Annotated in this window: 20 protein-coding genes; 12 read left to right on the plus strand and 8 right to left on the minus strand. The window is 72.7% G+C overall.

The features are described 5' to 3' along the window. The coding region (locus KS423_RS06210) for an ROK family transcriptional regulator (protein ID WP_224275854.1) at window positions 1–893 on the minus strand (893 nt) is incomplete at its 3' end. 201 nt (window positions 894–1,094) lie between these two features. Here KS423_RS06210 and KS423_RS06215 point away from each other — a divergent pair. The 7 genes from KS423_RS06215 (at window position 1,095) to KS423_RS06245 (ending at window position 7,637) form a co-directional block, all read left to right on the plus strand. Continuing rightward, window positions 1,095–2,339 (plus strand): MFS transporter, encoded by a 1,245-nt coding sequence (locus KS423_RS06215; protein ID WP_224275856.1) that lies wholly within the window; start codon window positions 1,095–1,097, stop codon window positions 2,337–2,339. A gap of 93 nt (window positions 2,340–2,432) precedes the next feature. Beyond that, complete coding sequence (locus KS423_RS06220) at window positions 2,433–3,203, plus strand: dienelactone hydrolase family protein (RefSeq protein WP_224275858.1); 771 nt, start codon at window positions 2,433–2,435, stop codon at window positions 3,201–3,203. A 109-nt stretch (window positions 3,204–3,312) separates the two neighbouring features. Further along, window positions 3,313–4,029, plus strand: a complete 717-nt coding sequence (locus KS423_RS06225) for a TVP38/TMEM64 family protein (protein ID WP_224275860.1) — start codon at window positions 3,313–3,315, stop codon at window positions 4,027–4,029. Window positions 4,030–4,096: 67 nt separating this feature from the next. Then, on the plus strand, window positions 4,097–4,612 hold the full coding sequence (locus KS423_RS06230; protein WP_224275862.1) for a DinB family protein: 516 nt from the start codon (window positions 4,097–4,099) through the stop codon (window positions 4,610–4,612). A gap of 282 nt (window positions 4,613–4,894) precedes the next feature. Continuing rightward, on the plus strand, window positions 4,895–5,287 hold the full coding sequence (locus KS423_RS06235) for a cell division protein SepF (protein WP_224275864.1): 393 nt from the start codon (window positions 4,895–4,897) through the stop codon (window positions 5,285–5,287). Window positions 5,288–5,457: 170 nt separating this feature from the next. Beyond that, a complete protein-coding gene (locus KS423_RS06240) occupies window positions 5,458–6,069 on the plus strand; it encodes a TetR/AcrR family transcriptional regulator (protein WP_224275866.1) in 612 nt (203 codons plus the stop codon). Further along, a complete protein-coding gene (locus tag KS423_RS06245) occupies window positions 6,066–7,637 on the plus strand; it encodes an MFS transporter (RefSeq protein WP_224275868.1) in 1,572 nt (523 codons plus the stop codon). The genes KS423_RS06240 and KS423_RS06245 overlap by 4 nt, the downstream gene beginning before the upstream one ends. A gap of 65 nt (window positions 7,638–7,702) precedes the next feature. Here KS423_RS06245 and KS423_RS06250 read toward each other — a convergent pair whose 3' ends face one another. The 7 genes from KS423_RS06250 to KS423_RS06280 all read right to left on the minus strand — a co-directional run bounded on the left by KS423_RS06250 (window position 7,703) and on the right by KS423_RS06280 (window position 19,463). Further along, window positions 7,703–10,180 carry a SpoIIE family protein phosphatase gene (locus tag KS423_RS06250; RefSeq protein WP_224275876.1) on the minus strand — a complete coding sequence of 826 codons (2,478 nt, stop codon included), beginning with the start codon at window positions 10,178–10,180 and terminating at the stop codon, window positions 7,703–7,705. A 148-nt stretch (window positions 10,181–10,328) separates the two neighbouring features. Then, on the minus strand, window positions 10,329–10,949 hold the full coding sequence (locus tag KS423_RS06255; protein WP_224275877.1) for a TetR/AcrR family transcriptional regulator: 621 nt from the start codon (window positions 10,947–10,949) through the stop codon (window positions 10,329–10,331). A 114-nt stretch (window positions 10,950–11,063) separates the two neighbouring features. After that, a complete protein-coding gene (locus tag KS423_RS06260) occupies window positions 11,064–12,662 on the minus strand; it encodes a 4-coumarate--CoA ligase family protein (RefSeq protein WP_224275878.1) in 1,599 nt (532 codons plus the stop codon). 368 nt (window positions 12,663–13,030) lie between these two features. Beyond that, window positions 13,031–14,203, minus strand: a complete 1,173-nt coding sequence (locus tag KS423_RS06265; protein WP_224275879.1) for an acyl-CoA dehydrogenase family protein — start codon at window positions 14,201–14,203, stop codon at window positions 13,031–13,033. 12 nt (window positions 14,204–14,215) lie between these two features. Further along, complete coding sequence (locus KS423_RS06270; RefSeq protein WP_224275880.1) at window positions 14,216–16,153, minus strand: biotin carboxylase N-terminal domain-containing protein; 1,938 nt, start codon at window positions 16,151–16,153, stop codon at window positions 14,216–14,218. Between the two features lie 11 nt (window positions 16,154–16,164). Beyond that, window positions 16,165–17,763, minus strand: a complete 1,599-nt coding sequence (locus tag KS423_RS06275; RefSeq protein ID WP_224275881.1) for an acyl-CoA carboxylase subunit beta — start codon at window positions 17,761–17,763, stop codon at window positions 16,165–16,167. Continuing rightward, on the minus strand, window positions 17,760–19,463 hold the full coding sequence (locus tag KS423_RS06280) for an acyclic terpene utilization AtuA family protein (RefSeq protein ID WP_224275882.1): 1,704 nt from the start codon (window positions 19,461–19,463) through the stop codon (window positions 17,760–17,762). Before KS423_RS06280 ends, KS423_RS06275 begins: the two co-directional genes overlap by 4 nt. A 582-nt stretch (window positions 19,464–20,045) precedes the next feature. Between KS423_RS06280 and KS423_RS06285 the strand changes: the two genes are divergently transcribed. The 5 genes from KS423_RS06285 (at window position 20,046) to KS423_RS06300 (ending at window position 25,596) form a co-directional block, all read left to right on the plus strand. Then, window positions 20,046–21,101: an alpha/beta fold hydrolase gene (locus KS423_RS06285; protein WP_224275883.1), complete on the plus strand. Its 1,056-nt coding sequence runs from the start codon at window positions 20,046–20,048 to the stop codon at window positions 21,099–21,101. Between the two features lie 38 nt (window positions 21,102–21,139). After that, the gene (locus KS423_RS47220; RefSeq protein WP_263454544.1) at window positions 21,140–21,265 is read left to right on the plus strand and encodes a hypothetical protein; all 126 of its coding nucleotides are present in this window, start codon (window positions 21,140–21,142) and stop codon (window positions 21,263–21,265) included. 413 nt (window positions 21,266–21,678) lie between these two features. Continuing rightward, window positions 21,679–23,352: an NAD-dependent malic enzyme gene (locus KS423_RS06290; protein ID WP_224275884.1), complete on the plus strand. Its 1,674-nt coding sequence runs from the start codon at window positions 21,679–21,681 to the stop codon at window positions 23,350–23,352. Further along, on the plus strand, window positions 23,349–24,830 hold the full coding sequence (gene fumC / locus KS423_RS06295; protein WP_224275885.1) for a class II fumarate hydratase: 1,482 nt from the start codon (window positions 23,349–23,351) through the stop codon (window positions 24,828–24,830). Before KS423_RS06290 ends, fumC begins: the two co-directional genes overlap by 4 nt. Before the next feature lie 232 nt (window positions 24,831–25,062). Next, window positions 25,063–25,596, plus strand: coding sequence for a YrhB domain-containing protein (locus KS423_RS06300; RefSeq protein ID WP_224275886.1), 534 nt, complete (start codon window positions 25,063–25,065; stop codon window positions 25,594–25,596). Window positions 25,597–25,622: the final 26 nt, after the last annotated feature.

The following is a 25,622-nucleotide window of genomic DNA, read 5'->3' on the forward strand; positions in this document are numbered from 1 at the left end:
GCGGCCCGTACGGCGGCCTCGGCGGCGGCGGCGTGCCCCGCCGGGTCGGCAGGCAGCCCGTGGACGCGGGCCAGCGCGCAGATCGCGGCGCTGCCGACCAGGCCGTGGAAGCCGCCCTCGCAGCTGTCGGCACTGGGCAGGCCGACGGTGCCGGGGACGGGCAGGAAGCAGATCTCGCCGGTGCCGCCGGAGAAGCCCCGACGCAGCCGCCCGTCCAGGATCACGGCGGCGCCGACGCTGTGGCCCAGCCAGAGCAGCACGAAGGTGTCGCGGTCGCGCGCGGCGCCGACCCGGTACTCGGCCCGCCCGGCCAGGTTGACCTCGTTCTCCAGGATCACCTCGGTGCCGGGCAGCTGCCGCAGCGCGGCGAGGAGTTCGGCGTGCCAGCCGGGGAGCTTGCCGGTGCTCTGCAGCCTCCCGGTGGCCGGGTCGACCAGCCCGGGGGCGCCGACCGCGACGGTGTGCAGCCGCTCGACGCCGGCGCCGCGCGCGGCCTCCAGCAGGGTGGCCACGATCGCCCCGGCGGTGTCCGGCCCGCCGTCGCCCTCGACCGGGACCTCGGCGACGGCGAGGCTGCGCCCGGCCAGGTCGGCGACGACCAGGCTGACGCCGCCGGAGCGGACGTCGAAGGCGGCGAGGTGGGCCCGGGAGGCGACCAGTGCGTAGAGCCGGGCGTTGGGGCCGCGCCGCTGTTCGCCGCGCTCGCCGACGACGGCCACCAGGCCGGTGCGCTGGAGGCGTTCGAGCAGGTCGGCGACGGTCGGCCGGGACAGGCCGGTGAGGTCGCGCAGCTCGGTCGCGGTCAGGGGGCCCTGTTCGAGCAGGAGGTTGAGCGCCAGCCGGTCGTTGATCGCCCGGGCGGTGCTCGGCGTGGCCGTACGCGCGGTGGTCATGGCAGCTCATCCTTCCAGAGTGTTTCTATCAGGGTCCCTTCCTGATAATTTATCGAACCGTCCGGACAGCCAGCCGGTCGGCCCGTCCGTCGGACGGCCGTCCCCGCCGCGCGGGCCGGACGCACCACCTGCTGCTTGACTGCCGACAGGGCCACCCACAGGGCACGTCGCGCCCACCGCGCGACCGGGAGGGAACACCCCATGAGCGGAACCACCGCACCACCACCGCCGCAGCCGCTGACCGCACCGCGCCGGGCCCGGGCGAGCATCGCCCTGGTCTTCTGCGTGCACGGGGCCGTCAGCGGCAGCTTCGTCACCCGCATCCCGTGGATCCAGGACCGCCTCCACCTCTCCGCCGGCCAGCTCGGCCTGGCCCTGGTCATGCCCGCCATCGGCTCCTCCCTCACCATGCCGCTGGCCGGCCGCTTCGTGCACCGCTACGGCGGCCGGGCCGCGGTGCGCGGGCTGATCTCGCTCTGGTGCCTGGCCCTCGCGCTGCCCGCGCTCGCCCCCTCGCTGCCGGTGCTGTGCGCGGCACTGCTGGTGTACGGCGCCACGGCCGGGATGGCGGACGTCGCGATGAACGCCCAGGGCGTGGAGATCGAGGAGCGGCTCGGCCGCTCGATCATGTCCGGCCTGCACGGGATGTGGAGCGCGGGCGGCCTGCTGGCCTCCGCCTTCGGCATCCTCGCCGCCCACCTGGACCTCGACGCCCGGCTCCAGCTGGCCGTCACCGCGCTCGTCCTGCTCGCGCTCGCCCAGCCCGTCTGCCGCGGACTGCCCGACATCCGGGCACACGAGGGCGCGGAGGAGCCGCCACGGTTCGCACTGCCGCCGCGCAGCTCGCTGGTGATCGGGCTGGTCGGCTTCTGCGCGGTCTTCGCCGAGGGCGCCTCGATGGACTGGAGCGGCGTCTACCTGCGGGACGTCACCGGCGCCTCGGCCACCGTCGCCGCCGCCTCGTACACCGCCTTCTCGCTCACCATGGCGGTCAGCCGGCTCGCCGGGGACGCGGCGATCCGCCGCCTCGGCGCCGTCCGCACCACCCGCGTCGGCGGCGCCGTCGCCACCGTCGGCGGCCTGCTGGTGGTCGCCGCCGACAGCCCGGCGCAGGCCATCCCCGGATTCGCCCTCATCGGCGTCGGCATCGCGGTGATCGTCCCGCTCGCCTTCGCCGCGGCGGGCCGGATCGGCACCAACCCCAGCCAGGCCATCGCGGGCGTCGCCACCGTCACCTACACCTCCGGACTGATCGCCCCCGCGGTCATCGGCGCCCTCGCCCAGGCCACCTCGCTGACCGTCTCCTTCGGACTGGTCACCGCACTCGCCTTCGCCCTGCTGCTGAGCGCCGGGGCGCTGCGGCTGACCGAACGGAATTCCGGCGGCGAAAACGTGACCACAACGTCACCGGAAAAGCCTTCCGGAAAAGATCTCTCCACGATATGATGCTGAATTCCTGAGGGAATTTCTCGCTAAAGTCTCGAACCGCCGGGCGCGACCGCGCCCGGCGGTTTTCGCGCTCCGCGAGAGGGATTCCCCGTGTGCTACGACCCGGACGCCGCCCCACCCGCCTTCAGCCCCGCCCTGTGGCCGCTGGCCGAGGCCTCCCCCCTCACCCTGACCTCGGCCGACGGCACTCGGTTCGGCGCCTTCCTGGCTCGCCCGGAGGTCGCCACCGGACCGGGCGTGCTCCTCCTGCCGGACAACAAGGGCCTGTCCCCGTTCTACCGGCAGACCGCCGCCCGGCTCGCCGAACAGGGCCACCCGGCCCTCGTCCTCGACTATTACGGCCGCACCGCCGGAGCCTCCCCGGAAAAGCGCCCGGCGGAATTCGGCGAACTGCCGAACCTGCTTCCCCACCTCCTCGCGCTGACCCCCGAGGGCCTGGACGCCGACATCACCGCCGCACTGGAACGGCTGCGTACCGACGGGCCCGACGAGGTGGTCGCGCTCGGCTTCTGCTTCGGCGGCCGGCAGGCCTTCCGCACCGCCGCACCGCGCTTCGGCCTGGCCGGCGCGGTCGGCTACTACGGCTACCCCGACGCCATCAACGGCGCCCCGGGGCCCACCCAGCTGGCCGGGGAGCTGACCGCCCCGATCCTCGCCTTCTGGGGCGGCGCCGACGAGCACATCCCGGCCGACACCGTCGCGGCCTTCGACGCGGCACTCACCGCGGCCGACTGCCCCCACGAGTTCGTCGGCTATCCGGGCGCACCGCACAACTTCTTCGAGCTCGCCGCGGTCGACCACGCCGACGCGGCCCGGGACTCGTGGCAACGCCTGCTGGGATTCCTCGCCCGACCGAGGTGAACCCCGCTCCCGGAGGCCGACCCGATGCCCGTCGACCCCGGCTCCCCCGCCCGCTCCCCGACCAGGCCCGGGGAATGGGCGGGGCCTGGGCACCGGTTAGGCTCGGGCGGTGTTCGAGCCCGATGCCGCTCCCGTGCCGCCCGCCGTGCCGCAGACGTCTGCCGTCGCGCCACGCTCTCCGTGGTGGCGGTTCGCGCTGCTGGTGGCGGTGCTCGCGGCAGCGGCCGGGTCGCTGCTGCTGTGGAGCCCGACGGAGCTGCTGTCCGGCGGGCTGGCGGACCGGATGCCCGGGTACTGGTTCGGCCCGCTGTTCGCCCTGGTCTACGCGGTGGGGACGCTCGCCTTCGTGCCCCGGCCGGCGCTGAACGCGGCGGCCGGGCTGCTGCTCGGCATCCAGCAGGGCGTGCTGCTGGCGGTGCTCGGCACCACGCTGGGCGCGGCCCTGGCCTTCGTGCTCGGCCGGGGCCTCGGCCGCGAGGCGCTGCGCCCGCACCTGCGCGGGAAGGTGCTCGGGGCGCTGGACCGGCGGTTCACCGAGCAGGGCTTCCGCAGTGTGCTGGTGCTGCGGCTGCTGCCCGGCATGCCGTTCCAGGCGGCCAACTACGGCGCGGCCTTCTCCGGGGTCCGCTTCCTGCCCTTCGTCCTGGCCACCGCGATCGGCGTGGTGCCGACCACCGCGGTGTACGTCACGGCGGCGGCCAGCGCCGGCCGACCGGGCTCGGCGGCCTTCCTGCTGTCGGCGGGGGTGATCGCGCTGCTGGTGCTGGGCAGCGTGGTGGGCCTCTGGCGGACGGCCCGGACCCGCCGCCGGGCGACGGCCGGCTGAACCGCTCCACGGACCCCGGAGCAAAATCGTTCGCGCCGGTTCGCCGCCGGACGCCAGGATGGCGCGCATGACCGAACCGAACCCGCGGGTGGACCCGCCGATGACGGCCGACGAGGCCGTCACCCTGACCGCCTTCCTCGACTACCACCGCGGTACGCTCGCGCTCAAGTGCGAGGGCCTGACCGACGACCAGCTGCGACTGCGGTCCGTCCCGCCGTCAAACCTCTCACTGCTGGGCCTGGTCCGGCACATGGCCGAGGTGGAGCAGTACTGGTTCCAGTCCGTCCTGCTCGGCCAGGAGATCACCGTCGGGCACTTCTGGACCAAGGAGAACGAGGACGGCGACTTCGACGACATCGACACCGCCGACGTCGCGGCCGACTTCGCCACCTGGCACGCCGAGGTCGAGGCCGCCCGTCGCGCCGCCGCCGGCCTGCCGCTGGACACCGTCGGCAAGAAGCTGCGCCGCGGCGAGCCGGTGACGCTGCGCTGGATCCTCACCCACATGATCGAGGAGTACGCGCGACACAACGGCCACGCGGATCTTCTGCGCGAATCGGTCGACGGCTCGACCGGCGAGTGACGCGGCGGGTGAAATCGTTTCCGCATTGTTGACAGAAGGTCAATTACGGTGTGACCGCGACCGATAAGGTCAACGCGCGCAACCGTACGGCGCTGCGCCGCGTCAGTGGGAGTGCCCGGGTTCGCCCGGGTTTCCGGCGCGGCACGACTCGTACGGGGGTTGCGAGCGGGCACGGGACCGGTGAACAGTGCGATACTCGGACAGTTCCGACGAGTGGATGACGTGTCAAGAACGGCACGCGCCCCCGGGGGACCAGGACGGGACGAGGCAGGGAGGCGCGGCATGGGAGCACTTCGCGACGAGCACCACAACGGGTGGCTGATGCCCTCGGGGAACTACCCGGCCGCGGTGTACGACGACGAGTGGGTCGAGCAGGAGACGGCTCCGGCCGCCCCCGCGCCCACGAAGATCGTCTCCCTGCGGCCGACGGGCTTCGAGGCGGCCCGGACGGTCGGTGAGCACATCCGGGCGAGCATCCCGGTGGTCATGGACCTCACCGAGATGGAGGAGGCCGAGGCCAAGCGCATGGTCGACTTCGCCTCCGGGCTGATCTTCGGCACCCGGGGCGGCATCGAGCGGATCGCCCGGAGGGTCTTCCTGCTCACCCCGGCCGACGTCGAGGTCATGGTGATCGACCGCCCGATGGACGACACCGGCTTCTACAACCAGAGCTGAGCCGCCGCCGCTGCCCCGCAGCGGCCGGGAGCGCGGCGCCCCGGGGACCGGGGACGGTACACCCACCGTCCCCGGTTTTTTGCTGCCCGGCCCCTGAGAGCCTGCGCATCATTTGAGAGCTCAAACATAAGAATGAGACATTGATGTCTCACATGGACTAAGCTCGATCCATGGCCACCGATCGCGACACCGTCCTGGAAGCCGCCGTCGGCGTGCTCTCCCGCCGTCCGACCGCCCACCTGGACGAGATCGCGCGCGCCGCCGGCATCAGCCGCGCCACGCTGCACCGGCTCTTCCCTGGGCGCGATGCCCTGATCCGCGAGGTCGGCCTGCTCGGGCTGCGCCGGTTCGCCGCCGCATTGGACACCGCCGAGGTCGAACGGGGCGACGCCGAGGCCGCGCTGCGTCGCCTGGTGGACGCCTCCGTCCCGGACGCCATGCTCTGCGCCTTCCTGGCCGGCGAGAACCAGCTCTACGAGCACGACGACATCAACGACCTCTGGGAGGTCCAGATCGCCCGGCTGCACGCGCTCTTCCTGCGCGGCCAGCAGCAGGGCGTGTTCCGCATCGAGCTGAGCGCCGCCTGGCTGAGCGAGGCCTTCTTCGACCTGGTGGCCGGCGTCGGCTGGTCCATCCAGGACGGTCGGCTCGCCCCGCGCGACGCCGCCTTCTCGCTCGCCGAGCTGTTCCTCGGCGGCGCGCTGCGCAGAGCGGACACCCACACGCCCGCTCCCCCTGCCCACAGCACCTCCGACCACAGGCCGGACACCGATAAACCATGAACATCCTGACCGCCCGCCAGCGCTGGACCGGCCTCGCCGTCCTCGTCCTGGCCGTGACCGTGGTCGCCCTGGACGCGACCGTCCTCTCCCTCGCCATCCCGTCGATCAGCGAGACGCTGCGCCCCAGCGGCACCCAGCTGCTCTGGATCGGCGACTCCTACTCCTTCGTGCTGGCCGGCCTGCTGGTCAGCATGGGCGCCCTGAGCGACCGGATCGGCCGCAAGAAGCTGCTGCTGGCCGGGTCCGCCGCCTTCGGCGCCGCCTCCCTGCTGGCCGCCTACGCTCCGAGCCCCGGCTGGCTGATCCTGGCCCGCGCACTGCTCGGCGTGGCCGGGGCGACGATCATGCCCTCCACGCTGTCGCTGATCCGCAGTCTCTTCCCGGACGACCGGGAGCGGGCCACCGCGATCGGCATCTGGGGCGCGGCCGCCACCGCCGGCGCCGCCCTCGGACCGGTGGTCGGCGGGGTACTGCTGGAGCACTTCTGGTGGGGTTCGGTGTTCCTGCTGAACATCCCGGTGCTGATCCTGCTGCTGGTGTCCGGCGCCTGGCTGCTGCCGGAGTCCAAGGACCCGAAGCCGGGCCACTGGGACGTGCTGAGCGTGCTGCTGTCGATGGCCGGCGTGATCGGCGTGGTGTACGCGGTCAAGGAGGCCGCCGCGCACGGCCTGGACCGCTGGGACGTGCCGACCGCCTTCGTGCTGGGCGCCGCGGCGCTGTTCGTCTTCGTCCGCCGTCAGCTGCGGCTGGAGACCCCGCTGCTCGACGTCCGGCTGTTCCGCGACCGGCGGTTCACGGCGGCCGTCTCGGCCTCGCTGATCTCCCTGGTCGGGCTCTCCGGCGTGATCTTCGTGGTCTCGCAGTACCTCCAGCTGGTCCGCGGCTACCAGCCGCTCCAGGCGGGTCTGGCGGAGCTGCCGGCCTTCGCGGGCTCGGTGGTCGGCGGCCTGCTGACCGCCCTGATCGCCCGGCGCTTCGGCGCCCGCAAGGCGCTGACGGCCTGTCTGCTGGCGATGGGTCTGGGCGTGGGCGTGCTCGGCTGGCTGGCGCAGGACACCGCCTACCTGCTGCTGGCCGCCTCCTTCCTGCTGGTCGGGACGGCCGAGGGCGTGGTCTACACGCTCGGCGCGGACCTGGTGCTGAGCGCCGCGCCCGCCGACAAGGCCGGCGCCGCCTCGGCGGTCTCGGAGACGGCGTACGAGCTGGGCACCGCGCTCGGCATCGCGCTGGTGGGATCGGTGGTCGGCTCGATCTACGCGAGCGGGCTCTCCGTCCCGGCCGGGACCGACCCGGCGGCCGCCGCCCGGGCCGGCGAATCCCTGGGCGCGGCCGTCGAGACGGCGCAGGGCCTGCCGCCGGGGCTCGGCCGCCCCTTGCTGGCGAGCGCCCGGGAGGCCTTCGTCGACGGCATGAACAACGCCGGACTGCTGGCCGCCGTCCTGCTGGTCGGTGCGGCCGTGATGGCCTGGTGGCTGCTGCGAGGGCTGTCCGACCCGAAGGCCGGGCCGGCGGCCGTGGCGGACGGTGTGGTCGACGCGCCGACCGCGCAGCCGAAGGTCGACGCGTAAGGGCGCACGAGAACGGCCGTTCCCCCAGCGGGAACGGCCGTTCTCGTGTGCGGAACGATCGTTCTCTAGGCGGCCCCGAAGGGCAGCTCCAGCTCGGCCCAGACCACCTTGCCGTCCCGGGTGAGCCGGGTGCCCCAGCGCTGGGCCAGCTCGCTGACCAGGAACATGCCGCGCCCGCCCTCGTCCTGCTCGGCGAACGGGCGCAGCTGCGGGGTCTGGCCGCCGGCGTCGGAGACCTCCACGGTGAGCACCCGGTCGCGGAACAGCCGCAGCCGGCGCGGCGCCTCCGCGTGCAGCAGGGCGTTCGTGACCAGCTCGCTGACCAGCAGCTCCGCGTAGTCGGTGAGCGCCGACAGGCCCCAGGCCTCCAGGGTGGCGCGGGTGAAGCGGCGGGCTCTGCCGGGCAGTCGTCCTCCGCCGGACAGCGGCAGGGTGGCGATCCGGTCGGCGGGCAGCGGCAGCACCCGGGCCATGATCATCGCGATGTCGTCCTCGGTGCCGTCGGTGACCAGCGCCCCGAGGACGGCGTCGCAGCTCTCCTCCAGGGTCCGGCCGGGGCCGGCCAGGGTGCGGGCGAGCAGGTCGATCCCGGCGTCCAGGTCCTGGCCGCGCCGCTCGACCAGGCCGTCGGTGTAGAGCGCGACCATGCCGCCCTCGGGGATGGTGAACTCGATCGACTCGAAGGCCACCCCGCCGACGCCCAGCGGCACCCCGGGCGGCACCTCCACCCTGGCGGCGGTGCCGTCGGGGGCGACCCGGATCGGCGGCAGGTGCCCGGCCGAGGCGACCTGGACGGTGCGCTCCAGCGGGTCGTACACCGCGCAGATGCAGGTGGCGAACTGGCCCTCGCCGATACCGGAGGCGGTCTCGTCCAGTCGGGTGAGGACCTGCTCGGGCGGCATGTCGAGGGTGGCGAGGGTCCGGGCGACGGTGCGCAGCTGGCCCATCGTGGCGGCGGCCCGGATGCCGTGGCCCATCACGTCGCCGACCACCAGGGCGACCCGCCCGCAGGACAGCGGCACCACGTCGAACCAGTCGCCGCCGACCTCGCTGACGACGCTGCTGGGCAGGTAGCGGTAGGCGATCTCCAGGCCGAGGGTGCGGTGCACCTCCTGCGGCAGCAGGCTGCGCTGGAGGGTGAGCGCGGTCTCCCGCTCGCGGCGGTAGAGCCGGGCGTTGTCGAGCGCCAGCGCGGTGCGGGCGACCAGTTCCTCGGCGAGGGCGACATCGGCGGCGGTGAACGGCTCGGGGTTGCGCATCCGGATGAACTCCGAGCCGCCGAGCACCATGCCCCGGGCGGTGATCGGCACCATCAGGTACGAGTGGATGCCCGCCGCCATCCCGGGGGCCACCCGGTCCTCGCTGGAGACCAGTCCGCGCAGCACGTCCTCGTCCACGTGGGCGCGCAGCAGCGGCTTCCCGCTGCGCAGGCACTGGGTGTAGCTGCGGTCCGGGGTGTACTCGGAGGCCTCGCCGACCACGTCCACGGCGTGCGCGAGGCCGGTCTCGTAGGACTCACCGACGGCGACGGCGCGCAGCGTGACGTTCCGGTCGGAGGGGATCACGGTGGGCTCGGCGCCGCGCAGCACCGGCTCCAGCAGGTCGACGGTGGCGAAGTCGGCGAACCTCGGGACGACGGCCTCGATCAGTTCCTCGGCGGTGCGCTGGAGGTCGAGGGTGGTGCCGATCCGGGCGGTCGCCTCGGCGATGGTGGCGAGCCTCTCCTGGGCACGGACGGCGCGGGCCTCGGCCTGGAATCGCTCGGTGACGTCGATGATCGAGGAACAGACCCCGAGGATCCGGCCGGTGGAGTCCGCCAGCCGGAAGTAGGAGGCGGACCAGGCGCGGTCCCGCTTGGGATCGCCGGGGACCCGGCCGTGCGAGCGGGCGTCCACCACGGGCTTGCCGGTCTTCAGCACCTGGCGCATGATCTGCTCGATCTCGGTGCTGTTGATGCCGGGCAGCACCGCGGATATCCGGCGGCCGAGGTGGGCGGCGACCGGCACCCCGTTCATCCGGGCCAGCGCCTCGTTGATCCGGATGTAGCGCAGCTCGGTGTCGTAGACGGCCATGCCGATCGGCGAGCGGCCGAAGATGCCGTCCAGTACCGCGAGGTCGGCCTCGACGGCGTGCAGGGCGCGGGTGTCGGAGGCGGTGGCGAGCAGCAGCAGGGTACCGGCCGGGCCGGCGATCGGGTAGGTGCGGAACTCCAGGTCGACCTTGTGGCCGTCGCGGTGGCGCACCGGGAAGACGCCGGACCATCCGCTGCTGCTCATGATCCGCTGGAAGAGGCCGAGCACCTCGGAGCGGTCGGACTCGTCGGTGAGCAGCTGGGCGGCGTAGCTGCCGACGGCCTCCTCGGCGGAATAGCCGAGCAGGGCCTCTGCGTCCTCGCTCCAGTGCAGGATCAGTCCGTCGTCCTGGAGCAGCGCCGTCGCGAGGGGGACGAGCCGGTGGCCTTCAGGGCGGGCGCCCTCGGGACGTGCCTCGGAATCGCCCGGTGCCGGGTCGGCGGCGGTCGCGTCCCACTCGTGTCCGTGCATGATCAGGCAGCACCCCGGTTCGGCTCGTGCCCGGCCGGGTGGGCCTCGCGGTCCGTGCCGGCCGGGGTTCTTCTCCAGACTGCACGGACATCGGCCGCCCGGCGACCCCTTGGTCAGGGGGTGTCCGGCCGCTCCGGGTGTACGGGCGTCATGGGCGTACCGGCCGCAGCGTACTCTCCAGAACGGCCGCCCACTGCCGGATCACTCCGGAACGTCGGTTGCTGTCGTCGGTGAGCAGGTTGGCGAGGCCCAGTCCGCGGGCGAGGTCCAGCGTGGCCTGCACCGATTCGCGCACCCCGGGGCGGTTCTCGTCGGCGTCCAGGAACTCCACGGCGGCCCGGTGGGCCTCCCGTCCGACATGGCCCTCCAGGGCGATGATCCGCTCGCGCAGCGCCTCCTCGGTGGCGGCGGCGGTCCACAGGTGCAGGGCGGCGCGGAACAGCGGGCCGGTGTAGAGGCGCACGATCATGTCGACCACGGCCCGGGTGCGGTCCGGCCCGGCGGCCGGCAGCTCGCCCGCGTGGGCGCGGACGGCTGCCAGCCGCTCGGCGGTGACGTGTTCGACGGCCGCGGTGAAGAGGTCCTCGCGGGTCGGGAAGTGGTGCTGGGCCGCGCCCCGGGAGACCCCGGCCCGCTCGGCGACGACGGCGACGGTGGAGCCGTGCCAGCCGAGCTCGGCCAGGCAGTCCACGGCCGCCGCGAGCAGCCGGGCCCTGGTCGCTCGGCTGCGGTCCTGCTGCGGGGTGCGGGCGGAGGGGTGGCTGGTCATGGCGGCGGGCGGTTCCTGTTCCGGTCGGGGCGCGGCGGGTCCCGGTCGGGGCGCGACGGGAAGATCCTCACAGACGGGCGCCGGTCTTCGGCCGCCGGGGTGGGCCCCGGCCGGTCAGCGAACGGCGGCGCGCCCGGCCTCGCGGGCACGCAGTTCACGGCGGAGGATCTTGCCGGCCGCGGACTTCGGGACGGCGTCCACGAACTCCACCGCGCGGACCTTCTTGTACGGGGCGACGTGTCCGGCGACGTACCCGGTGACCTCTTCCGCGGTCAGGCCGCTGCCCGGGGCGCGGACCACGAAGGCCTTGGGGCACTCGGTTCCCTCGGCGTCCGGGACCCCGATCACGGCGGCGTCGGTGATCTGCGGGTGGCCGAGCAGGACGGCCTCCAGCTCCGCGGGGGCCACCTGGTAGCCCTTGTACTTGATCAGTTCCTTGACCCGGTCGACGATGTGCAGGTAGCCGCGTTCGTCCACGAAGCCGACGTCGCCGGTGTGCAGCCAGCCCTCGGCGTCGACCACCGCCGCGGTCTCGGAGGGGCGGCCGAGGTAGCCCTTCATCACCTGCGGGCCGCGGATCAGCAGCTCGCCTCGCTCGCCGGGCCCGAGGTCGCCGTCGGAGCCGTCCAGGGCGGCGATCCGCAGCTCGGTGGAGGGGACCATCCGGCCGACCGAGCCGGGCGACGGGTCGCCCTCGCGCGGGGAGACGACGTGGGTGACCGGGGAGAGCTCGGTCATGCCGTAGCCCTGGAGCAGGTGTGGCAGGCCCAGGCGCCGGGCGCATGCGTCGGCGAGTTCGTGGTCCAGTGGGGCGGCGGCGCACAGCAGGTACTCGACGGAGGAGAGGTCGTACTGCTCCACGATCGGGTGCCGGGCCAGCGCGAGGGCGATCGGCGGGGCGACCACCAGCGCCTGCACCCGGTGTTCCTGGACCGCACGGCAGAACTGCTCCAGGTCGAAGCGGGGCAGCACGACCACGGTGGCGCCGCAGCGCAGCGGCTGGTTGAGCAGCGCGGCCAGTCCGTAGATGTGGAAGAACGGCAGGACGGCGAGCACCCGTTCGCCCTCGGCGGGGCGGTAGAGGGCGTCGCACTGGGCGAGGTTGGTGGCGATCGAGCGGTGGGTGAGCATCACGCCCTTGGGCAGGCCGGTGGTGCCGCTGGAGTACGGCAGCACGGCGATGTCCTCTCCGGGGTCGATGGCGACCTCGGGGGCGGGACCGGTGGCGGCCAGCAGGTCGGTGATCGAGCGGTGGCCCTCGGCGCCGTCCAGGACGACGATCTCGGCCAGCGGGCGGCCCTGTTCGGTGAGCAGTTCGGCAGCCGCACGGGCGGTCGGCAGGAACGAGGAGACGGTGACCAGCCAGCGGGCGCCGCTGTCGCGCAGCTGGCCGGCCAGATCGACGGGCGTGGCGAAGGAGGAGACCGTGGTGACGGTGGCGCCGGCCCTGGTCGCGCCGTAGTAGGCCATCGGGTAGGCGGTCGAGTTGGGGCTGAAGAGGGCGACGACGTCGCCGCGGCGCACGCCTGTCTCGGCCAGTCCTGCGGCCACCCGCTCGACGGCGGCGGCGAGTTGGGCGTAGCTGATGGTCTCGCCGGTGAGGCCGTCGATCAGGGCGGGCCGGTCGCCGTGCCTCGCCGCGGCGCCGAGCACCGCTTCATGGATCGGCAGGTCGACCACGGGGACGTCGGGGAACTCGCTTCGGAACACCAAGGTGAGCCTCCAGTAAGGAAGTTGACGCAGCAACAAAACCGGTGCGCAATTCGGTGCGGGGCGCGTTCAGGAGCATACGGACAGTCAGGGGCCTGGCTCGTCCATTGTGGGGAACCGGGGGGTGGAGCATGCGTGGCGCGGTTGGTCCCGGAGGGCGCCTGACAGCACCGCGAAGCCCGGCGCACGGCGGTGCCCGCCGTGGACTCCGTCCGGGTGTTCCCGAAGCGGGACTCCCCGGACGCGCCGGTCCACGGTGCCACCGGCCGCGCCGAGCCGCGGCCGGTCACCTGCGGCGGCAGGCTCGACCCGCCGCACCGGATGTCAGGACGGCACCGTGGCGTTCACTCACCCGAGTGCGGCTCGGTGACTCAGTACGACTTGGGCAGGCCGAGGGTGTGCTGGGCCACGTAGTTGAGCACCATCTCGCGGCTGACCGGGGCGACCCGGCCGACCCGGGTGGCGGCCAGCAGCGCGCCCAGCCCGTACTCCTGGGTCAGGCCGTTGCCGCCGAGGGTCTGCACCGCCTGGTCGACCGTACGGGCGGCGGCCTCGCCGGCGGCGTACTTGGCCATGTTGGCGGCCTCCCCGGCGGCGAGGTCCTCGCCCGCGTCGTAGAGCAGTCCGGCCTTCTGGGTCATCAGCCGGGCCAGCTCGATCTCCACCGCGCACTGGGCGAGCGGGTGGGCCAGGCCCTGGTGGGCTCCGATCGGGGTGGACCAGACGGTGCGGGTCTTCGCGTACTCGACCGCCTTGCCGAGGGCCTGGCGGGCGAGGCCGAGCGAGAAGGCGGCGGTGAGGATGCGCTCGGGGTTGAGGCCGGCGAAGAGCTGGAGCAGGCCCGCGTTCTCGTCGCCGACCAGGGCGTCGGCGGGCAGCCGGACGTCGTCCAGGAAGACCTGGAACTGCTTCTCCGGGGCGACGATCTCCATCGGGATCGCCCGGTACTCGAAGCCGGGGGTCTCGCGCGGGACGACGAACAGGCAGGGCTTCAGCCTGCCGGTGCGAGCGTCCTCGGTGCGGGCCACGAACAGCACCGCGTCACAGTGGTCGATGCCGGAGACGAAGACCTTGCGGCCGGTCAGCACCCAGTCGTCGCCGTCCCGGCGGGCGACGGTGGAGATCCGGTGCGCGTTGGAACCGGCGTCCGGTTCGGTGATGCCGAAGGCCATCTTGCGACTGCCGTCGGCCAGGCCGGGCAGCCAGCGGCGCTTCTGCTCCTCGGTGCCGTAGCGGGCGATCACGGTGCCGCAGATCGCCGGGGAGACGATGAGCAGCAGCAGCGGGCAGCCGGCGGTGCCGAGTTCCTCCAGGACGATGGCGAGGTCGGTGATGCCGCCGCCCCCGCCGCCGTACTCGGCGGGCAGGTTGACGCCGAGGTAGCCGGCCTTGCCGGCCTCCGCCCACAGTTCCTCGGCGGGCTCGCCGGCCCGGGCCTTGGCGAGGTAGTAGGCGGAGCCGTAGCGGCGGCCGAGGTCGCCGACGGCCCGGCGCAGGGTCTGGCGTTCGGGGGTTTCCAGGAGCTGACTGCCGATGCTGGACATTCGGGTCCTTCCTCAGGCTTCGGTGGGCTGGACAACGGCCAGCAGGGTGCCGGTTTCGACCTGCCGGCCGGGGGTGGCGCGCAGTTCGACGAGGGTGCCGTCGGCCGGGGCGGCGACGCGGTGCTCCATCTTCATCGCCTCCAGCACCAGGAGCGGCTGGCCGGCGGTGACGGGGTCCCCGACGGCGGCGACGACCCGGACGACGGTGCCGGGCATCGGGGCGAGCAGCGCCCCGGGGTCGGTGCGGACGGTGGGGTCGGGGAAGCGCGGCAGGGCGGTGAGCGCGGTGCCGCCGGCCGGGGTGTCGACGTGCACCCGGTCGCCGTACCGCGCGACGCGATAGGTGCGCCGGAGCCCGTCCTCGGACAGCACGACCCGGTCCGGCGCCGCCTCGACGAGTTCGACCTCCGGGTGGTCCTCGGCCAGCAGGCCGCTGCGGGTGTGCCGGTAACGGACCGCCGACTCGGTGCCGTCCTCCGCCCGGTAGCGCTTGAGCTGCGGCTGGGAGGGCAGGTTGCGCCAGCCGGAGGGCAGGGCGCCGCGGCGGCCCGCGGCGTCGGCGAGGGCGGCGGCCAGCGCCGCGCGTTCGACGCCCTTGGTGTCCGGGGCGGTGAGTTCGGCCGTGTGCTCGGCCAGGAAGCCGGTGTGCAGGTCCGCGGCCAGGAAGGCCGGGTGGCGCAGCGCGCGGACCAGCAGCTCCCGGTTGGTGGCCGGACCGTGGATGCGGGCGCGGGCGAGCGCGTCGGCGAGCCGACGGGCGGCGGCGGCGCGGGTGGGCGCCCAGGCGATCACCTTGGCGAGCATCGCGTCGTAGTGCGGGGTGATCTCGCTGCCGGCTTCCACGCCGGAGTCCATCCGGAGCCCGGTGCCGGTGAACTCCTGGTACGGCAGCGTGAGTTCGAGCCGGTGCAGGGTACCGGTGGCGGGCTGCCAGTCCTTGGCCGGGTCCTCGGCGTAGAGCCGGGCCTCGATCGCGTGGCCGCGGGGGGCCGGGGGCTCGGCCGGCAACTGCGCGCCCTCGGCGACGGCGAGTTGCAGCGCCACCAGGTCCAGGCCGGTGACCGCCTCGGTGACCGGGTGTTCGACCTGGAGGCGGGTGTTCATCTCCAGGAAGAAGAACCGGCCGTCCTCGGCGAGCAGGAACTCGGCGGTGCCGGCGCCCGTGTAGCCGATCGCCCTGGCCGCGTCGCGGGCCGCCGCGTGCAGTTCGGCGCGGACCTCCGCCGGCAGGCCGGGGGCCGGGGCCTCCTCGATCACCTTCTGGTGCCGCCGTTGCAGCGAGCAGTCGCGGTCGCCGACCGCCCAGACGGTGCCGTGGGCGTCGGCCAGCAGCTGGACCTCGACGTGCCGTCCGGCGGGCAGGTAGCGCTCGCAGAACACCTCGTCCGAGCCGAAGGCCTTGGCCGCCTCCGCGCGGGCGGCCGCCAGTTCGCCGGGGAGGTCCGCCAGGCTCCGGACGACGCGCATGCCGCGCCCGCCGCCGCCCGCCGCGGCCTTGACCAGCAGCGGCAGGTCCGCCTCGGTGGGCTCGGTGAGCGCGCCCAGCACCGGCACCCCGGCCTCGGCCATCAGCCGCTTGGCGGCGGTCTTGGAGCCCATCGCGGCGATCGCGGCCGGCGGCGGGCCGACCCAGACCAGGCCCGCGTCCAGCACCGCCTGCGCGAAGTCGGCGCTCTCGGACAGGAACCCGTACCCGGGGTGGACGGCGTCGGCACCGGCGGCCAGCGCGGCCCGGACGATCAGGTCGGCGCGCAGGTAGGTGTCGGCGGGCGCGGCACCGGGCAGCCGGACGGCCGCGTCGGCCTCGCGCACGTGCGGGGCGCCGGCGTCCGGATCGGAGTGGACGGCGGTGGTCGCGACGCCGAGCTCCCGGCAGGTGCGGAAGACCCGGCGGGCGATCTCGCCCCGGTTGGCGACCAGCAGGTTGGTGATCGAAGTCCTGGAAGTCATCACGCGTTCCCTCACAGTCGGAAGACGCCGTAGCCACGCGCACCCTCGACCGGCGCGTTGTGGATCGCGGACAGACACAGGCCGAGCACCGTGCGGGTGTCGCGCGGGTCGATGACGCCGTCGTCGTAGAGCCGGCCGGAGAGGAACACCGGCAGCGACTCGGCCTCGATCTGCTGCTCGACCATCGCGCGGATCGCCGCGTCCGCGTCCTCGTCGTACGGCTGTCCCTTCGCCGCGGCGGACTGCCGGGCGACGATCGACAGCACCCCGGCGAGCTGTTGCGGGCCCATCACCGCGGACTTGGCGCTCGGCCAGGCGAACAGGAAGCGCGGCTCGAAGGCGCGGCCGCACATGCCGTAGTGGCCGGCCCCGTACGAGGCGCCCATCAGCACCGACAGGTGCGGGACGGTGGAGTTGGCGACCGCGTTGATCATCATCGCGCCGTGCTTGATGATGCCGCCCTGCTCGTAGTCCTTGCCGACCATGTAGCCGGTGGTGTTGTGCAGGAAGAGCAGCGGGGTGTTCCGCTGGTTCGCCAGCTGGATGAACTGGGCGGCCTTCTGGGACTCCTGGCTGAACAGCACGCCCTGCGCGTTGGCCAGGATGCCGACCGGGTAGCCGTGGAGGCGGGCCCAGCCGGTGGCCAGGCTGGTGCCGTAGAGCGGCTTGAACTCGTCGAAGTCGGAGCCGTCGACGATCCGGGCGATCACCTCGCGCGGGTCGAAGGGCACCTTGAGGTCGCCGGGGACGATGCCCAGCAGCTCCTCCTCGTCGTGCTTCGGCGGCTCGGCCAGCGGGTCCGGGTCGGGGCCGGGCTTGCGGTGGTCGAGCCGGGCGACGATCCGGCGGGCGATCCGCAGGGCGTCCGCCTCGTCCGTCGCCACGTGGTCGGCCAGGCCGGAGGTGCGGGCGTGCATCTCGGCGCCGCCGAGCGACTCGTCGTCGGCCTCCTCGCCGGTGGCCATCTTCACCAGCGGCGGGCCGCCGAGGAAGACCTTGGCCCGCTCCTTGACCAGTACGGTGTGGTCGGACATGCCGGGCACGTAGGCACCGCCGGCCGTCGAGTTGCCGAAGACCACGGCCACGGTGGGGATTCCGGCGGCGGAGAGCCGGGTGAGGTCGCGGAACAGGGCTCCGCCGGGGATGAAGATCTCCTTCTGGCTGGGCAGGTCGGCGCCGCCGGACTCGACCAGGTTCACCAGCGGGAGGCGGTTGCGCAGCGCGACCTCGTTGGCCCGCAGGGCCTTGCGCAGCGTCCAGGGGTTGCTGGCGCCGCCGCGCACGGTCGGGTCGTTCGCGGTGATCACGCACTCGACGCCCTCGATCACCCCGATGCCGGTGACCAGCGCGGCGCCGACCGGGTGGTCGCTGCCCCAGGCGGCCAGCGGGGACAGCTCCAGGAACGGCGAGTCCTGGTCGACCAGCAGCTCGATCCGTTCGCGGGCCGGCAGCTTGCCGCGCTTCCGGTGGCGTTCCAGGTACTTGGGGCCGCCTCCGGCCAGGGCCTTGGCGTGTTCGGCGTCCAGGTCGGCCAGCTTGGCGAGCATCGCGGCGCGGTGCTCGGCGTACTCGGGCCCGGCCGGGTCGACGCGGGTGGGCAGGACGGTCACAACAGGACCTCCGGAATGTCGAGGTGGCGGGCACGCAGCCACTCCCCGAGGGCCTTGGCCTGCGGGTCGAAGCGGTGCCGGGCGGCGACGCCCTCGCCGAGCAGGCCGGTGAGGGTGAAGTTGACCGCGCGCAGGTTCGGCAGCAGGTTCCGGGTGACGGGCAACTCTGCTGTCTCGGGGAGGAGTTCGCGCAGTCTTTCGACGGTGAGGGCGTGCGCCAGCCAGCGCCAGCCCTCCTCGGAGCGGGCCCAGACGCCGAGGTTGGCGTCCCCGCCCTTGTCCCCGCTGCGGGCGCCGGCCACCAGGCCGAGCGGGGCCCGCCGGGTGGGACCGGCCGGCAGCGGTTCGGGCAGCTCACCCTCCACCGGGTGGGCCTGGGCGGTGACGGGCGGCGGGGGTACGGCGATCCGGCGGCCGTCCGGCAGGACGGCGGTGTGCTCGACGGCCTTCGCATCGACGTGTGCGGCGCTGAACACCCCGTACGGAGCGCCCGGTCCGGGTGGGGCGGTGAGGTGGAAGCCCGGGTACCCGGCCAGCCCCAACTCGACGGCGGCCTTGCCGAGTTCGCGGCCGACCTTGGCCGGGTCCGGGTCGCGGGCGGACAGCCGGAGCAGGGCGGAGGCGGCCTCCTCGGTCGAGGCGTCCGGATGGTCGGTGCGGGCCAGTGTCCAGCGCAGTTCGGCGGGACGGGCGCCGGGCGGCAGGGCGGCGGCGAACTGCCGCCGCACCAGGGCGGCCTTGGCCTCGATGTCGAGGCCGGTGAGGATGAACACCACCTCGTTGAGGTGGCCGCCGAGCCGGTTGAGGCCCGCCTTCAGGGTGGGCGGCGGGGCCTCGCCGCGCACGCCGTCGATCCGGACCCGGTCCGGGCCCTCCTCGGTGAGCCGTACGGTGTCCAGCCGGGCCGTGACGTCCGGGCCGAGGTAGTGCGGTCCACCGGTCTCGTACAGGAGTTGGGCGGTGACGGTGCCGGTGGTGACGGCGCCGCCGGTGCCCGGGTGCTTGGTGATCACGCTGGAGCCGTCGGCGTGCAGTTCGGCGAGCGGGAAGCCGGGGCGGGTCACGTCGTGCTCGCGGAAGAAGGCGTAGTTGCCGCCTGTCGCCTGGGCGCCGCACTCCAGGACGTGGCCGGCCACCACGGCGCCGGCCAGGGCGTCCAGGTCCTCCGAGGTCCAGCCGAAATGGGCGATCCCGGGGCCGACGACCAGTGCCGCGTCCGTCACCCGGCCGGTCACCACCACGTCGGCGCCGCCGGCCAGGCAGGCCGCGATGCCGAACCCGCCGAGGTAGGCGTTGGCGGCCAGCAGGCCCTCGGGCAGGCCCAGTTCGGCCCGGCGCGGAAGCAGGTCGTCGCCCTCGACGTGGGCGACGGCCGCCTCGACGCCGAGCCGCCGGGCCAGCACGCGCAGCTCCTCGGCGAGCCGGGCCGGGTTGAGGCCGCCCGCGTTGACCACGACCTTCACGTCGCGCTCGCGGGCCAGCCCGAGGCACTCCTCCATCTGGCGCAGGAAGGTCCGGGCGTAGCCGAGCGACGGATCCTTCAGCCGGTCCCGGGCCAGGATCAGCATGGTCAGCTCGGCCAGGTAGTCCCCGGTGAGCACGTCCAGCGGCCCGCCGGTGAGCATCTCCCGCACCGCGGCGAAGCGGTCCCCGTAGAACCCCGAGGCGTTGCCGATCCGCAGTACCGCGCTGTCGCGCACCAATGCGCCTCCCCTGCCGGTGAGTTGGTTGCGCCCGGGCGGGCACCGCCGGGCAGCAGCGTGGCACCGCCCGGAGAAAAAAGCAATCACGCTTGCTTGTTTCTCCGAATCCGGCCCCACTCGCCCGACACGCGGAGGTGCCACCGGAAGTCCCGGTCGGCGGTTGGAAGCCGCAGTTCGCGGCACCCGGGCCACGAGGCTCCGGGGGCGGCATGTCGGGACCGGCAGCTGGACCGTGACTCTTCGAGCCGCGCGGATTCGCGAGCATCCCGACCGATGCGGTCCCGCGGCTGGGGACCTTCTGCGACCCGGTGGAGCCCGAGGCCCGCACCAACGTCGCCCCCCTTGCAGTCGCATGCTGCCCGCCCCCGCAATCCGTGCATCACTCACCGCTGTTGCGCCGTCACTCTGACGGGTGTTGCATGGCAGAGGCGAGGCGCCGGCGCGAGGGCCCACGGAAATGACGGAAACCGGGTACGGACGTCATGCGAATTGCGATTGCCGGCCGATTCACTGTGCCACGTTCACCGTGCCACGCGATCGGCGGCCCGCCGGTGTCGCCTCAGGCGAGGAGGTTCATCGATGGAAATGCCCGAGAGAATCACACACAGCCGTCGTAAATTCCTCGGCGCCGCTGCCGCGACCGCCGTGGCGGCCCAACTCGGCATGACTGGTGACGCGCAAGCGCGGTCCGAAATGGGAAGGCCTGAGGCATCTGCCGCGACTGGGCCGGGGCCCAGCGGATTCCTTGGCCCGGTGAAGCAGATCGATGCCGGCGATCTGAGCGTGGGATACGTCGAAGCCGGGCCCGCGGACGGACGGCCGGTCGTACTCCTGCACGGCTGGCCCTACGACATTCACAGCTATGTCGCGGTCACGCCCCTGCTCGCGGCGAAGGGGTACAGGGTGGTCGTCCCCTATCTGCGCGGCCACGGCACCACGCGGTTCCTCTTGGGCGAAACGCCCAGAAAGGCCCAACAGTCGGCGTTTGCCCTCGACCTCATCGCCCTGATGGACGCCCTCGGGATCGACAGGGCCATCCTCGCCGGATATGACTGGGGATCACGGACCGCCGACATCGTAGCGGCCCTCTGGCCGGAGCGCTGCAAGGCGCTGATCTCCACGACCGGGTATCTGGTCGTCAACGTCGAGGCCAACAAGATGCCGACGCCACCGACGAGTGAATGGGCGTGGTGGTATCAGTACTACTTCGCCACCGACAGGGGCGTGCTCGGCCTTGAGAAGTACCGACGCGACCTGGCCAGGCTCGTATGGAAGTTCAACTCCCCGACCTGGACCTTCGACGATGCGACCTTCGATCGCACGGCCGCCGCGTTCGACAACCCGGACTACGTCGACATCGTGATCGACAACTACCGCTGGCGACTCGGCCTGGCCGAGGGTGATCCCCGGTACGACGCCTTCGAGAAACTCCTCGCCACAGCCCCTGTCATCCAGGTGCCGACGATCACCATCGACGGCGCGCACGATCCATTTACGCCTCCGGGAAATGGATCGGCTTATCGCAAGAAGTTCGTCGGCACATACGCGCACAAGACCCTGGAGGCAGGGCACAACGTTCCGCAGGAGGCTCCGAAGGCCTTCGCGGCGGCTGTCGTCGAAGTCGACGGCTTCTGACCACGCTCCTGAACTTCGGAGAGTTGCATGATGGCCCGATGAACGGCAGGGAGCGGTATCCACGCGAGCACGCGTCCCTGGAGCACGCCCTCGCCATGACCGGCTGCACCACGACCAGGGACATCGTCCTGGCTGAAGTCGCCGGCCGGTCGGCTGGTGGTTAGCCTGAAGACAGAATGGCGGATGAGGCGCCGCGGCGAAATCGGTGGCGTCTCGACACGCGGCGCTCCTGCGAGCGGTCGGGCAACCGGCGCCGCGCCGTCCTGACAAACCTTCACACTGCTGAACTCACGCTGCGCCGGGCGTGAGCCGGTGGCTGCGTTTGCGCGTGCCGGCCGACCGAGTTCGCGCTTCGGGCTTACCGACGGCGATTTCGGCCCGTCGGCCAGCAGCGGCGGCAACGCCGACTGTCCGGCGACGCTCGGAACCCAACATCCGCTTGATGGCCCTTGACGGCCTGAGGGAATTCGTCCCCGCCACGACGGATCGACCTGCGAGCGGCTTGGCACGGGAGCGTTCGTGCCCCCTCGGTCATCCCGGTCGGAGATGAGACGGCATTCCCGTGGAGGAGGATCTCATGCCCGAGAGCCACGCACGGACCCCCGCTGTCCCCAGCATCCTGGTGGATCCGCTGCGCAACCGCGGCGTCGCCTTCACACAGCAGGAGCGGGAGGCCCTCGGCCTCACCGGACGGCTGCCCTCCGGAGTGCTCGCGCTCGAGCGGCAGGCTCAACGTGCCTACCGGCAGTTGCAGGCCCAGGGGAGCGACCTGGCCAAGAACGTCTACCTGGAACAGCTGCACGACCGCAACGAAACCCTCTACTTCAAGCTCCTCACCGAGCACCTCGAAGAGCTGCTGCCGATCGTCTACGACCCCGTCGTGGGTGAGGCGATCGAGAAGTACTCCCACGAGTACCGGCGCCCGCGCGGCATCTTCCTGTCCATCGACCGGCCCGACGACATGCAGAGGGCCTTCGCCACGCTTCAACTCGGACCGCGGGACGTCGACCTGATCGTGTGCACCGACGCGGAGGAGATCCTGGGCATCGGTGACTGGGGCGTGGGAGGCGTCCTGATCTCGGTCGGCAAGCTCGCCGTGTACACGGCGGCCGCCGGCATCGACCCGCGCCGCGTCGTTCCCGTGTCGCTGGATGTCGGTACGGACCGGGCATCGTTGCTGGAGGACCCGCTGTATCTGGGCAACCGACACCCCCGTGTCCGCGGCGCCGACTACGACGCGTTCATCGAGAAGTACCTGGAGACGGCATCGTCCGCGTTCCCCGGTGCTCTCCTGCACTTCGAGGACTTCGGTCCCAGCAACGCACGGCGGATCCTGGAGCAGTACGGCGGCCGCTATCGGATCTTCAACGACGACATGCAGGGCACCGGAGCCATCACGCTGGCCGCAGCGCTGTCCGCGGTCAAGGTCACCGGTGTGCGGATGCGGGACCAGAAGCTGGTCGTCTTCGGCGCCGGGACCGCCGGGGTGGGCATCGCGGACCAGCTACGCGACGCGATGGTCCGCGACGGCGCGGATCCGGAGCGGGCCACCGCCCAGGTGTGGCTGATCGACAGGCAAGGGCTGCTCACCCGGGACATGACCGACCTGCGCGACTTCCAGCAGACCTACGCCCGCGATCCGGCCGAGGTCGCGGACTGGGGGCGGCACGACGGCGCGATCCCGCTCCTGGAAACGGTCCGGCGGGTCAACCCGACGATCCTGCTGGGCACTTCCACCGTGCACGGTGCTTTCACGCGCGAGGTCGTCGAGGCCATGTCCGAGGGTACCGAGCGGCCGGTCATCTTCCCGATCTCCAACCCCACCTCCCGGATCGAGGCCATGCCCGCCGACGTCATCGCCTGGTCCAGGGGCAAGGCGCTCGTCGCAACCGGCATCCCCGTCCCGCCCGTGGAACACGACGGTGTGACCTACCGGATCGGGCAGGCCAACAACGCGCTGCTCTACCCGGGACTCGGCCTGGGCACGATCGTCTCCGGCGCGTCCCAGGTGACCGCGGCCATGCTGCTCGCGGCCGCGCAGGCGGTCGCGGACCAGGTCGACCCGTCGGGGCCGGGCGCCTCCCTGCTGCCTCCCGTGAAGAACCTCCGGGAGTCCTCGGCGATCACCGCGACCGCGGTGGTCCAGGCGGCGCTCGACGACGGCGTGGCCACCTGCAAGCCGACCGACGCCGGAAAGGCCGTCCGGGAGGCCATGTGGGAGCCGGTCTACGCTGACGGAGCGACGTCATGACCACAGAGCACCACGGCGTGGACCGGACCGGGTCGGCTGGTCGGGACGAAGCCCCGAAGATCCTCGACATCCCCATCGGTCTGCACGCGACCGGGACCCGGCGGGAGACCGACTCCATGGGCGCCGTCGACGTCCCCGCGGACCGCTACTGGGGCGCCCAGACGCAACGGTCCCTGATCCACTTCTCCATCGGGGACGACCGGATGCCCAAAGCGGTCTACCACGCCTACGGCTACGTCAAGAAGGCAGCCGCCCGCGTCAACGGGCACGCCGGGCGGCTGCCGGCCTGGAAGGCCGACCTGATCCAGCGGGTGGCCGACGAGGTCATCGCGGGCAAACTGGACGATCACTTCCCGCTGTACGTGTGGCAGACAGGGTCCGGTACGCAGTCCAACATGAACACCAACGAGGTGATCAGCAACCGTGCCATCCAGCTCCTCGGTGGAGAGCTGGGCAGCAAGTTCCCGATCCACCCCAACGACCACGTCAACCTGGGGCAGTCCTCCAACGACACCTTCCCCACCGCCATGCACATCGCCGCGGTCAAGGAGATCCACGAGCACCTGCTGCCCAGTGTGCAGGCGCTGCAACAAGCCATCGAGACCAAGGCACAGCAGTGGCACGACGTGGTGAAGATCGGCCGCACCCACCTGGAGGACGCCGTCCCCCTCACCGTGGGGCAGGAATGGTCCGGCTACGCCCGCCAGCTGCAACAAGCCATCGGCCAGGTCACCAGGTCCGCCGAGGGCCTGAACGAACTCGCCATGGGCGGCACCGCGGTCGGGACCGGGCTGAACGCCCCACCCGGATTCGGCGAGCAGGTCGCCGCCGAGATCGCCACCGCGACCGGCTACCCGTTCATCACCGCGCAGAACAAATTCGCGGCCCAGGGCGGCCTGGACGCCATGGTCGGCGCCTCCGCCGGACTGCGGGCCTTGGCCGTGCCGCTGATGAAGATCGCCAACGACATCCGCTGGCTGTCCTCCGGACCTCGCTGCGGCCTCGACGAACTCATCCTCCCGGCGAACGAGCCGGGCTCCTCGATCATGCCCGGCAAGGTCAACCCGACCCAGTGCGAGGCGATGGTCATGGTCTGCATCCAGGTGCTGTCAGAGGACACGGCCATCGCCTTCGCCGGCTCCCAGGGCAACTTCGAACTGAACGCCATGCGCCCGGTCATCATCAGCAACTTCCTGCACGCGGCGACCATCCTCGCCGACGCCTGCACCAAGATGCGCGAGTTCTGCATCGAGGGCACCCAGCTCAACCGGGAGCAGATCGACAGCTACGTCGACCGCTCACTCATGCTGGTCACCGCCCTCTCGCCCGTGATCGGCTACGACAGGGCCTCGGCGATCGCCCACAAGGCCAACGACGAGGACAGCACCCTGCGCGAGGCTGCACTGGCCTCCGGCTACATCAGCGCCGAGGAGTTCGACCGCATCGTCCGCCCCGCCGCCATGGTCGGTCAGACGTAGGACAGCTCCGGCCGAAGCCGGCGGGTCAGCTCGTGCGGGTTCGGCCCGCGCGGCGCGGCGTCCTCCCCCGATGCGCGGTCACCCGGGGCTGAAGGCCGTGAGGACCCGGTTCGCACCGGGCGGCACGGGCAACGGCTGGGTACGGCCCCTCCCCGCGCCGCACGCCGGACGGCACCCGATCGACGACGGGGTGCGCCGAAATCCGGTTGACCCGCGGTGAACGATGGGGAGCGTGATTTCCCGGGAGCGAGCGGTCGAGCTGGTCGAGTCCTATCTGGAGCGGGAGCGGCCGACCTGGGCATGGGCGAGGCTGATCCCGGCGCTGGCCGTCTACGCGGTCGAGGAGCGGTCCGTCGGGTGGCTCGTCTACTGGACCTCGGCGCAGGGCGCCCGCGACCCCGCGCTGCGCGGGAACCTCCTCGGCGGCCCCTATCTGGTCGACCGGGAGGACGGCAGCATCCACTTCGTCCCCGGCACCGACTGGAGTGACGGCTGGGAGGAGGACTACCTCCGGCAGGTCAAGGGCATCAGGGCGCCCGACCCCCTCGCCGCGGACGTCCGGCGCCTCGCGCACTCCGTCGGGACCGCCGCCGCCATGCAGCACCTGCGCAAGAACGCCCCGCGGATGAGCCTGCAGCAGGCCAGGACGTACGTGACGATCGCCAGGGACGGGAGTGAACCGCCCGAGGATCTGGTGAGCCTCACCCGCAAGCCCGACCGATGGGCCCCGGGCCCCATCGAGACGCTGGCGGGCCCGGTCCGGTAGCAGCCCGACCGTACGCCGCGGTCGAG

The sequence above is a fragment of the Streptomyces sp. LS1784 genome (genome assembly GCF_020103755.1).
Classification (GTDB): Bacteria; Actinomycetota; Actinomycetes; order Streptomycetales; family Streptomycetaceae; genus Kitasatospora.

Bases quoted from the DNA above. Each gene is read 5' to 3' on its own strand.
- KS423_RS06215 (WP_224275856.1), top strand. From the start codon at position 1,095: ATGAGCGGAACCACCGCACCACCACCGCCGCAGCCGCTGACCGCACCG.
- KS423_RS06230 (WP_224275862.1), top strand. From the start codon at position 4,097: ATGACCGAACCGAACCCGCGGGTGGACCCGCCGATGACGGCCGACGAG.
- KS423_RS06235 (WP_224275864.1), top strand. From the start codon at position 4,895: ATGGGAGCACTTCGCGACGAGCACCACAACGGGTGGCTGATGCCCTCG.
- KS423_RS06240 (WP_224275866.1), top strand. From the start codon at position 5,458: ATGGCCACCGATCGCGACACCGTCCTGGAAGCCGCCGTCGGCGTGCTC.
- KS423_RS06245 (WP_224275868.1), top strand. From the start codon at position 6,066: ATGAACATCCTGACCGCCCGCCAGCGCTGGACCGGCCTCGCCGTCCTC.
- KS423_RS06250 (WP_224275876.1), bottom strand. From the start codon at position 10,180: ATGCACGGACACGAGTGGGACGCGACCGCCGCCGACCCGGCACCGGGC.
- KS423_RS06255 (WP_224275877.1), bottom strand. From the start codon at position 10,949: ATGACCAGCCACCCCTCCGCCCGCACCCCGCAGCAGGACCGCAGCCGA.
- KS423_RS06265 (WP_224275879.1), bottom strand. From the start codon at position 14,203: ATGTCCAGCATCGGCAGTCAGCTCCTGGAAACCCCCGAACGCCAGACC.
- KS423_RS06270 (WP_224275880.1), bottom strand. From the start codon at position 16,153: ATGACTTCCAGGACTTCGATCACCAACCTGCTGGTCGCCAACCGGGGC.
- KS423_RS06285 (WP_224275883.1), top strand. From the start codon at position 20,046: ATGGAAATGCCCGAGAGAATCACACACAGCCGTCGTAAATTCCTCGGC.
- KS423_RS47220 (WP_263454544.1), top strand. From the start codon at position 21,140: ATGAACGGCAGGGAGCGGTATCCACGCGAGCACGCGTCCCTGGAGCAC.
- KS423_RS06290 (WP_224275884.1), top strand. From the start codon at position 21,679: ATGCCCGAGAGCCACGCACGGACCCCCGCTGTCCCCAGCATCCTGGTG.
- fumC (WP_224275885.1), top strand. From the start codon at position 23,349: ATGACCACAGAGCACCACGGCGTGGACCGGACCGGGTCGGCTGGTCGG.